Genomic DNA, 9,695 nt, shown 5'->3' on the forward strand with positions numbered 1-9,695 from the left:
TGAAGCTCTTGCCCGGGAAACAAACTCAAACTAACAGTCCCTTGTCCTGCCTCGCGGGTGGAGGAATTTGACTGACCACACCCGGAGGAATTTGAAGTGACCCGCGGGGAACAACTGGGCTTCGTTCATGTGGATCTCGATGATATGGTACTTGATCCCACCCAGTCCAAACAGTGGAGATATAGGGATGGTGAATGGCAGCGCGCAACCAATTCTTCGATGTATCTCTCCAAAGCGTCGAGCGATGATGAACCTTCATCAGAGCCCGACTCGGATGGAGACTTCATGTGACGTGAGATCTCTACCAATCCATTTGAGGTGGAGCAGAGCGCAGACCAACCGACACCTGCGGCTTACGATCGAGCCTTGGACGGAGCGAAGCCCAAGCCAATTCGGCTCAAGCCGTGAGGTGCACTGTACTGGCGGCGGTTTACGAGAGCTGGTGCCTATAATAGCACAAAAGAAAACCCCGGCTTCCAGCCGGAGTTTTCGACTCCCGCCCGGGCGGGAGGAGCGGATTGCCTATGGCAGGCGCCAGCGTCATTGTGTCCTCGCCATCAGAATGGCTCGGGATCTTTCCGGGTTGCCTGGGTGAGGAGGGTTTCGTTGGCCGTTTTCTTCGTAGACGTCTCGAGAAGTGTCGGGCCAACTCATCGAGCAACGAGACCATCCACCCGGGCTCGCCGGCATTGGATGCGAAGATCAAAAAATGGAGCAGATGTCAGGACAACTACCTTGCCTTCGTTCAACTCGCGTCAGTCAGGCTATGGCTGCGCCTTAATGAATCCGCGCCCTAACACTACTTTGGCAGATTGTTAGAATTGGGCTTTTTATTAGGATTCTCATCCTGGCTTGGTTGTGATTCAAGCTTGGGATGGACCGATTCGTTTTGACTGACGCCCAATGGGCGAAGATGGAGCCGCTGTGTCTTGGCAAGCCGGGCGATCCCGGCCGGAGCGGCAAGCTGTTTGTCGAAGCCGCGCTGTGGATTGCCCGCACGGGCAGTCCGTGGCGCGATCTTCCGCGCGCCTTCGGCAACTGGATAACTGCGTACACGCGCTTTCGCGACTGGGCGAAGGCGGGCGTCTGGAAGCGCATGTTTGATGCGGTCTCAGACGAGCCGGACATGGAATATGTCATGGTCTGTAGAAGTTTCGACTTAATCTGACGGCAAGGTTTGAACTGGCAGGGAATGGAGCTGCGGGCGAGCAGGAGCGCTCACCCAAAGGGCGCTCCCGCGCAGCCCGCGGCGTCTCACAGGGAGACATTACCATGACCCAGGAACAGAAGTCATTCGCGCGAAAGTCGGCATGCTGGAATTGGCCAAGCAGCTCGGCAACGTCAGCCAGGCTTGCCGGATGATGGGCTATAGCCGCGACAGCTTCTACCGGTTCAAGGAACTGTACAACAAGGGCGGCGAGCTGGCGCTGATTGAGATCAGCCGCAAGAAACCGGTCCTGAAGAACCGTGTCGCGCCGGAGGTCGAGGCAGCCGTCGTTGAGCTGGCGATCGACCAGCCGGCCTGGGGTCAGGTGCGGGTCAGCAATGAGCTCAGGAGCCGCGGCCTGTCGATCTCCCCGTTCGGCGTGCGGGCGGTGTGGCTGCGTCACGACCTCGCCAACGTCAAGAAGCGGCTGACGGCGCTGGAGGCCAAGATGGCCCAGGACGGCCTGGTGCTGACCGAGGCCCAGCTCGTTGCGTTGGAAAGGGCCAAGTCCGAGAAGGAGGCGCACGGCGAGTTCGAGAGCGAGTGCCCCGGCTATTGCGGTGCGCAGGACACCTTCTATGTCGGCAACATGAAGGGGGTCGGGCGGATCTATCAGCAGACCTTCATTGACACCTACAGTAAGGTGGCGTTCGCCAAGCTGTATGATCGCAAGACGCCGATCACGGCGGCCGAACTGTTGAATGATCGCGTGGTGCCGTTTTTCGATGCGCGGGGCATCCCGCTAAACCGGATCCTGACCGACCGCGGCACCGAGTATTGCGGCAATCCGGAGCATCACGAATATGAGCTCTACCTCGCCGTCGAAGACATCGATCACACCCGCACCAAGACGAGGAGCCCACAGACCAACGGCATTGTCGAGCGCTTCCACCGCACCGTGCTCGAGGAGTTCTATTGCGTCGTGTTCCGCAAGAAGATCTATCCGAGCATCACTGCCTTGCAGAGCGATCTCGATGAGTGGATCGCTGCCTACAATGAGGTGCGCCCACATCAGGGGCGCTGGTGCTACGGCAAGACGCCGATGCAAACTTTGCGTGACGCAAGTGCTCTGTCGAGAGAAACATTGTTGCCGGCTGCGTGGGGTCGCACATGAAACCTTTGTCGGACACCTGCCGCGACAAAGCACTCGCTGTCAGCTCAAGTCCCTTCTTTTACAAAGTTTTCCGTCTTGCAACACTCAGCGGCCTACATTCTCATCCGAGCGCCGATGTTCGCCACACCCCGCAATGGCAAGCTTGCTTGCGCGCCGATTGGCGATCCTCCGGACTGCGGGCTGATAACCCTCCCGAAAGGAGTGTTCTCTCCAGGCTCCATGCTTTTGTAAGATAGAGCTTGATGGGGCTCGGCGCTGCTCAGGCAGTCCGCCAAGCCGATGGAGGCATGAGCGCTGTCACCGGATGGCTCACCGCCGCAAGACGATACCTCACCGGATCCCCAGTCGAGCCATCTGCGCTGAAGCGTGCTCCGGATCGGGGAGGGGCTGCCACGGCTGGCCAGCGGCGGTGCTTAACAAGGACTTGCAGAACACAGGAGTGAGCCTGCCGCGATGGATCACGACATTGTCGTGCCCCTCGGCGGCTCGAGCGCTCTGCCAGTGCCGATTGTAGCCGCGCTGTTCGTCGGACTTGACGTGGCAAGCGGCGAATTCGCGATCGCCCAGCGTTGCCAATTGCCAGGCATTTACCGGGCGCTTGGTATGGATGTGCACCCACATCGGCCTTGGCATCGCACCGCTGCGCAGCGCCCTGGGCTGCAGCTTGATTTCGAATAGCGTCCCCGGCTCTCCCTTCAAGGCGTGCGGTGGATCCACTGACGCCAGTTCTCCCGCTTCCCGCAACTGTTCTAGGTATTCTTGCGATGGAAACGCATAGGTCTTCGTGCAATCGCTTGTGATTGCTGCCTTTCGCGCGTTCAATGAGCTTGCCTGTCCCTGAACCTCGGACCACATCCTTGTCAGCCGGACTATTTTTTCGTGCACTTCAGGCACTTGCGCAGGCGTGAGCAGGCCCCGCCGGCGAGGCTCCTCCAGCGCGGCTACACAGGCCTCAATCTCGGAGGACTGCGTCTGCATGCGCTTGATGACGACATCCAACACGTGTTCGGCGTCCTCGGGCTTCATGTGGCGAGCTTGCGAGGCGGCGCTTTGCTGAGCCGGCAGATCGAACTGCAGCAGCTGGTCCAATCGCTCAAGTAATCCCGGCAGTGCTTTCCTGGATGGCGGAGCCATCCACATCTGGAGGTTATCGGCCGCAGCGGATGACGCGCGTGCCTGCTCCGGAGTGGCGAGTTTCTTTGTACCGAGATCCGAGAGCACGATGACCTTGCCCGCCGGGGCCGTCGCCGCATCGGGCCTAGCGAGTTGCGGCGTGGCGGGGCTGGCCGTCGAACTCCCCTCTCCTGCGGCTGCTGCGGGCCTTGCTTTGCCCGTTCTGCGCGCCGGACTGCCTCCGCCCGCTGGGCCAATATTATCCGGAAGCGCAGCCCAAGCCGGCGGTTCAATCGTGGCTTGCGTCTTTGGCTGCAATGCCAGCAGCCGCATGACTTCGTTCGCCGTCACCCACGCAGCTTCCACGATCTGGTCCAGCAACGGCAACGGAAGGTCAGTTTCCGTTGCAGTCCCCCTCAGGCTGTCAAGCATGCCGCTCAGCCCCGATGCAAATTCCGAAAGTCGTTCCATGACTCCTTCCAGAACGGCGCGATGCTCCGCTTCGAGCGCCGCTCCATCGCTGTACAGAACGGCTTGGGCCGTCGAGACGAACGCCGGAAAAACATCTCCGATGAAGGCCCCGAGCAGGCGCACCCTCCCGCTCTCATCCATGAGGGCGTCGCGCACGTCTGGTTCCAACGTGCTCGCTTGCGAGTTGACTAAAAGCTCCACGAGAGCGATCCGCGATTGCAGATACATGCACTTCGTAAAGAGCGCCCAGCCCGTATGATGCCTTAGTGCGGCATCTTCGGCCGTGCGCATGGCGGGCGTGCTGCCTGGAAGGTGGGCGGTAGCGGCACAGACTGACTGCATCCGCTCACAGCGCAGCACCTTCTTTCCCCACAACTCCATGCATGCTGCATAGTGGTTCGCAACGCTTGTAAACAGGCGGCTCAGCTGTGCAGGCGAGGCGATGTCTTTGAGGCTGTCGAGCACGCCTTGTGCTTTCTTTCTGCTCTCCTCCAGCTCGTAGATAATCTGGGTCGCCACTTCATTACATTCGTCAGCCTCCCTCACAGTGTCATCGCGGAGCCGGCGAGCCCGATCGTTTGGCAGAATTCGGCGCGCCAAATCGGGTGGCAGACTGGCGTAGTACGCCAGAACTGTTGCGCCTGCTTTGACGACCTGATCCATCAGATCTTGTCTCTCCGGCAAGTTCCGGGCATGCCCGGCCGCTCGGCGGCAAGCTTCAAGTTCCTCAAGCAGGCTGCTCAATTCTCGCTTTGCTGCCTTTATCTCCTCCCTCGTTGGCGCCGCTACGTCCGAAGTTGGCGGCGGGTTCGCAAGCGTCGCCGCTCTCACATCAGGCTCAGACCGTATCCGCCCTACGACGGCATCGAAGGACTGATCGCGTTCCCCAGGGAAGAGACCAGACTCCGGGCTCGAACGGCTCAATTCCCTAATGCTTTCGGCTCCCGCGGCCTCAAGCTCTGATGGACCAGCTCGGCCAATGCCTTTCATGCTTCATCTCCGGATAATTGAGGGTGCGCAGCCTGTCTGGATAGGCCGACTGGCTGACGACTAGCTGACCAAGAGCATTCATCCGGATGCGCAAGGAAGAAGATGCGGCCTTGTGTTCGACTTCTATCGCAGCTTCCGTGCTGCTGAAGTAACCGCGTCAGTTCCGGTGTCATCAGCTGAGACGCGAACAGGCCAGACGCCCCCTTATAGAAAACTGACAGCTATAGAAAAATGACAGTCGCGTGCACCAAGCATTCGCCTCACGTATCGTTCTTCACGGGCGATTCAACGTCTGCCCGGTTATAAATAGCTGCCGACAGAACCTTCGCTTCTATCCATTCATCTGCGCAGTTTGAAGAAGCCAAGATAGTTCACATCAATCCACACCCACCGCACACCGGCGGTCGAGACTGTCCCGATCATGGCCTAAGCTTCAATCCGCACGGGGAGAGCGGAATAGCCGTGCACGAAGTTAGATGCAATTCGCTCGGGTTCGCCGACGACCTTGATCTTCAATCCCCCATCCAAAATCTCTTCCCAGAGGACTCTCAACTGCAGTTCCGCAAGGTGTCGGCCAAGACAGCGATGGATTCCGAATCCGAACGAGAGGTGTTGCCGCACATTCTTGCGGTCGATCACGAAACCGTTGGCGTTCTCAATGACCTCTTCGTCTCTATTGCCGGAGATGTACCACATGACGACCTTGTCGCCTGTCCTGATCGGTTTTCCCCCAACGATGCTGTCTATAGCAGCAGTGCGGCGCATATGTGCGATCGGCGTCTGGTATCGAATGATCTCAGACACGGCGCTCGAGATCAACTTGGGATTGTCAGTTAGTTTCCGCAGTTCGGAGGGGTACTGGCTCATGAACAGGAGGCCGCCGGTAATCGAGTTGCGCGTGGTATCATTGCCGCCTACGATCAGTAGAATGAGGTTCCCAAGAAACTCAGTTGGCTCCATATGGCGTGTGACGGGTGAATGCGCCATCAAGGAAATCAGGTCGAGGCGTGGCTCGGCATTGATGCGCTCGTTCCAAAGCCGTGTGAAATAGTCCAGGCACTCCGACAAGATGGTGCTTCGCTTGTCCCAGCTGTCGATGGCATAGCCTGCTTTAGGAGTTGTAACAGCTGCGTCCGACCAATAGGTCAGGAGTCGCCGATCCTCAAATGGGAAGTCGAACAGCGTGGCGAGCGTTTGCGTCGTCAACTCTATGGAGACCTTGGTTACCCAATTGAAGACTTCATTACGCGGCAAGCCATCGAGAATCATCCGGACCCGAGAGCGGATCAAGGTTTCGAGCCTCGTCAGGCTTTCCGGCCCGACGATCGGACTCACCGTGTTGCGCTGCTCGGCGTGCTGGGGAGGCCCCATCTTGATGAAACTTGGGGTCCAGTGCTTATCAGGCACCTCGACAATGGTGACACCTTGCTGTGACGAAAACGCGTGGTGGTTTGTGTCGACCGCTACGATATCCCGGTATTTCGTTATTGACCAATATGGACCATGAGCGCTATTTTGACAGTAGTGAACGGGATCTTCTCTTCGCAACCGCTCGAAGCAACCCCATATGCTGTCGTCTTGAAAGCGCTTGCCCTCGCTTACATCCAGCTCGCTGAGCGGGATAATATATCCATCATCCGCTCTATGGATTTCCAATCGCCTGTTCATAACATCTCCGCAGATTTTGTTCGCGAGAGCTTACGGATCCAAACTTACGATTCACCGGTTTGAGCTGTCGTGGCGTTTGGCTGTGACAAGCTACCCGAACAGACTATCTCAAAGTGCGGCTAGCCAGCCCTACCATGTCGGGCAGTAAGGATCGCATTGACTTTCCGGCTCCATCTACTCAATGGATCGCTGAGAGCTGTCACCACCGCTGGCCTCGCCGTTTCCGGGAACGGCATCGGCGTCAACATAGTGGCTGTCGTTGCCCTGACGGCGAAGGAGCTGGTCCGGCTGCCGCGGCTAGGTCCTGTTCTTCCCAGTGACACCGTTCTGCGCCGCCCTAACAGAGGCCGCCGACGAACGTCATCGCGCTGCCCGATCGCTATCTGAGCGCTACCGCGCGAGCCCAGCGCGAAACTTCGCCTTCATTGAGGGCTCCTACAACCGAACTTGGCTTCATTCCGCTCGCATATATCGCCCCAATCGACATGGAGCTAAGAGCCACCTAACCCCGTCTACTTTTTCGGGCGAAGATCTATGAGTAATCGACTCGCTACGACTGCTTAGGCAAATCGATCCAGATATCCTGAGCACCATTTAGGAGCGTATCCTGATCTGGAACATAGATGCTATCGGAAACCGTGAGGCCATGAGCCATTGCAGCCCCAATAATTAAGAATGGGAGCTTGACCTGCTCTAAATCTTTGAAATTATCAGCGTCGACAATCCGAACAAACTCGAGTCTAAACTGTCGAAACTCTATCCGAGATGTCGCCGACGCGACCAGATCCTTCACGCTTGACGCTCCTCGGGCGATCTCTTCTCTTGAACGGTTGAGTGCCGTGAAGAGACAGGACAGCTCATCAAGCTCGGAACGGTTAAATCGCCTCAAGCGCGACGAAATGGGCACTCCGTTCTTGTATCTCACGGTCGGCACAAACCTTATCTCGCAATCGAGAAGCAGGTCTGCGACGGCGCGCTTTACCAGGATCGCCTGACCTATATCTTTCAGGCCGAAGTAACTGCGAGTTGGCCTCGAATAGCAGATCCAGCGGATTGCTCCAGTAACGGCTTCCTTCAAATAAGTTTCAGGCCCCCCTAAACGCAAATCACAGTCACCTTGCGATACATACGTTCGATAGCCGACCGGGAACATTTCGGTGTCGCTCGACGAAATCACGGCAGTTGCTCCTGAACGTAGGGCAAGTCCAATATCATCGTCCAAATTGAAATCGTAGCTCCCACCTGGTCTAAGCTGGATCTTGTTCGGGTACACTGTGACGATCGCGACATCATTCTCCAATGCCGCTCTTCTAATCAGCTCTGCATGCCCAAGATGCAGGGCGCCGAGAGTGTGGACCGTTCCAATCGTCTGACCTGTTCTCGCGACCTCCCGGATGAACGCCTTGCCTGCGGAAAGACCTGTCAGATGCATCTTCTTACTCCGCTTTTTGAACGCCAAAATAGTGGCGCGTTCGGATCTCGGAAGGCGCGCCGCCCAGCGTCTCGTGGGCCGCGCACGCCAACGAGCACCAAAGAGGTTTTACGCCCTCTCACACCTCGACCACCGCACGAACTGTCCAAAGCTCGCGCGCACTGTTCTTGCAGCTCCGAAGCAGTCAGGTTGACCCTTCTTGACCCCGTCTGATCACCGATGAGAATTCAGCCAGATAGCTTGATGGTTCGCGCGGCTGCCGCCCCTCCAGAGCGACCTGCAGTCCCCGACAACGGTCGGCGAAAAATGGTGGCTCGAAAGTGGTTATCTTAGCGCCCGAAAAGTCCACCTTTACGAAACTGGCCTGGAACGGCGATATCCCACTCAGGTTCGCATCGCGCAGGGACGATTGGTTCATGCGAACGTATGCGGCTCGCGTTGCCTCCAGGTTACTTTCGGTCATATCCGCGGCGAGATATGCCTGAACGAGATTTGATCCCTAGAAATTTGCGTGATTCAATGCCATTGATTGCGGCGGATCACCGGTGATCATCGACCTGTAGAGGTAAGCTTGGGATAGGTCCGCATGCTCCAGATCGCAGTCGCGCACAAAGGCGCAGCGGCCGCGAAAACCGGTGAATTTGGCCGCTCGCATTGTGCTCTCTGTTATCGAAATGCTTTCACCTGATGCGCTAGATAGATCCGCCCCATTCAGCTGACAGGAGTGAATAGATGCACCGGTAAGCACGGCACCCACGAGGTTCGCGTCGGACAGGCCTACGGACAGAAGCCGCGCCTCGGTCAAGTCTGCCTGTTCCAGCTCCGCTCCCGCAAGATTTGATAGGTGAAGATCAGCGAATGGGGCGCTCAGGGCTCTCGCCCGAATCCGCCCGCTCACCTTTGAGAGTCTCAGATACGGAAGATGAGCGCCCTCTAAGACGAGACCATCGATCGAGATGGGACGCACGATCGATAAACAGTCTCCCTTCGACTGAAAGAACGAGCAATCCGCCAGATGCGCCTTCGTGATCGTGACCTGGCTCAGCTTTGCGAAGCGGAAGGACGCTGAAGGGAGGAAGCATTCATTGATGGTTGAGCCCTGTAATTCCGCGCCGTCGAATACAGCATCACTCGCGTCGCACTGGTAAACGAGGAGCCCGCTGAGCATCGCGTTGTCAAAGCGTGTTCTTTTCATGCTGCAACCGTGAAAAAGGCTGCCGGTTGCATCGATTACATTGCGCAGACTGGCATCATCGAAGTTGCAGACCTGCGCTGCCATCGCATGCATATAGGCAAAATCGAGCTTGGCCCCCATGAAACTTGCCCGCTCTAGCCCCGGACAGATAAGGTTCGCCTCAGAAAGATCTGCTCGATCCAACTTTGTTCCGTAGAGCTGCGCGCGATTGAGGGTACAGCGTCGCAGCGGGAAATCTGATAGGTCATGACCGCTAAGGTTCTCGGAGGATAGCTGCAAGCCAATCCCGGTCCTTCTGATTGCCTCCTCGGTTCGCCTCCTAACAGCAGCAACCGCCAGCAGCCGGTCGGCAGCCCGGCTCCAGTACCGAACGAACTCGCCATCTGATGAAAGCTTGTCTGTAAGCGCGTATTTTACCGCACAGGCTACGCGCGCGGCTGGCCGCGGCGTCGCGTGACGCCGGGCCCCAGCAGTGTCATCGGAACGGCTTGGTTGACCTGAGCGT

At 57.7% G+C, this 9,695-nt stretch carries 7 protein-coding genes; 2 read left to right on the forward strand and 5 right to left on the reverse strand.

Annotated elements, in window-relative coordinates:
* The first annotated feature begins 874 nt into the window (after nt 1-874).
* Both QJT78_RS45065 and QJT78_RS45070 read left to right on the forward strand, forming a co-directional pair.
* The gene (locus tag QJT78_RS45065; RefSeq protein WP_011084662.1) at nt 875-1,168 is read left to right on the forward strand and encodes an IS5 family transposase; all 294 of its coding nucleotides are present in this window, start codon (nt 875-877) and stop codon (nt 1,166-1,168) included.
* A gap of 142 nt (nt 1,169-1,310) precedes the next feature.
* Nucleotides 1,311-2,321 carry an IS481 family transposase gene (locus QJT78_RS45070; RefSeq protein WP_281460648.1) on the forward strand — a complete coding sequence of 337 codons (1,011 nt, stop codon included), beginning with the start codon at nt 1,311-1,313 and terminating at the stop codon, nt 2,319-2,321.
* 330 nt (nt 2,322-2,651) lie between these two features.
* Here QJT78_RS45070 and QJT78_RS45075 read toward each other — a convergent pair whose 3' ends face one another.
* The 5 genes from QJT78_RS45075 to QJT78_RS45095 all read right to left on the reverse strand — a co-directional run.
* Nucleotides 2,652-4,895: a hypothetical protein gene (locus tag QJT78_RS45075; protein WP_035680466.1), complete on the reverse strand. Its 2,244-nt coding sequence runs from the start codon at nt 4,893-4,895 to the stop codon at nt 2,652-2,654.
* Nucleotides 4,896-5,321: 426 nt separating this feature from the next.
* Nucleotides 5,322-6,563 carry a cytochrome P450 gene (locus tag QJT78_RS45080; RefSeq protein WP_028154142.1) on the reverse strand — a complete coding sequence of 414 codons (1,242 nt, stop codon included), beginning with the start codon at nt 6,561-6,563 and terminating at the stop codon, nt 5,322-5,324.
* A gap of 550 nt (nt 6,564-7,113) precedes the next feature.
* Nucleotides 7,114-7,995, reverse strand: coding sequence for a pantoate--beta-alanine ligase (locus QJT78_RS45085; protein ID WP_011084658.1), 882 nt, complete (start codon nt 7,993-7,995; stop codon nt 7,114-7,116).
* A 184-nt stretch (nt 7,996-8,179) separates the two neighbouring features.
* Nucleotides 8,180-8,458 (reverse strand): pentapeptide repeat-containing protein, encoded by a 279-nt coding sequence (locus QJT78_RS45090; protein WP_281460649.1) that lies wholly within the window; start codon nt 8,456-8,458, stop codon nt 8,180-8,182.
* A 36-nt stretch (nt 8,459-8,494) separates the two neighbouring features.
* Nucleotides 8,495-9,695 (reverse strand): pentapeptide repeat-containing protein (locus tag QJT78_RS45095; protein ID WP_281460650.1); only part of this gene is annotated, 1,201 nt, incomplete at its 5' end.

Source organism: Bradyrhizobium sp. Mp27, assembly GCF_029953005.1.
In the GTDB taxonomy this organism is placed as follows: domain Bacteria; phylum Pseudomonadota; class Alphaproteobacteria; order Rhizobiales; family Xanthobacteraceae; genus Bradyrhizobium; species Bradyrhizobium barranii.

Bases quoted from the DNA above. Each gene is read 5' to 3' on its own strand.
- QJT78_RS45065 (WP_011084662.1), top strand. From the start codon at position 875: ATGGACCGATTCGTTTTGACTGACGCCCAATGGGCGAAGATGGAGCCG.
- QJT78_RS45070 (WP_281460648.1), top strand. From the start codon at position 1,311: ATGCTGGAATTGGCCAAGCAGCTCGGCAACGTCAGCCAGGCTTGCCGG.
- QJT78_RS45075 (WP_035680466.1), bottom strand. From the start codon at position 4,895: ATGAAAGGCATTGGCCGAGCTGGTCCATCAGAGCTTGAGGCCGCGGGA.
- QJT78_RS45080 (WP_028154142.1), bottom strand. From the start codon at position 6,563: ATGAACAGGCGATTGGAAATCCATAGAGCGGATGATGGATATATTATC.
- QJT78_RS45085 (WP_011084658.1), bottom strand. From the start codon at position 7,995: ATGCATCTGACAGGTCTTTCCGCAGGCAAGGCGTTCATCCGGGAGGTC.
- QJT78_RS45090 (WP_281460649.1), bottom strand. From the start codon at position 8,458: ATGACCGAAAGTAACCTGGAGGCAACGCGAGCCGCATACGTTCGCATG.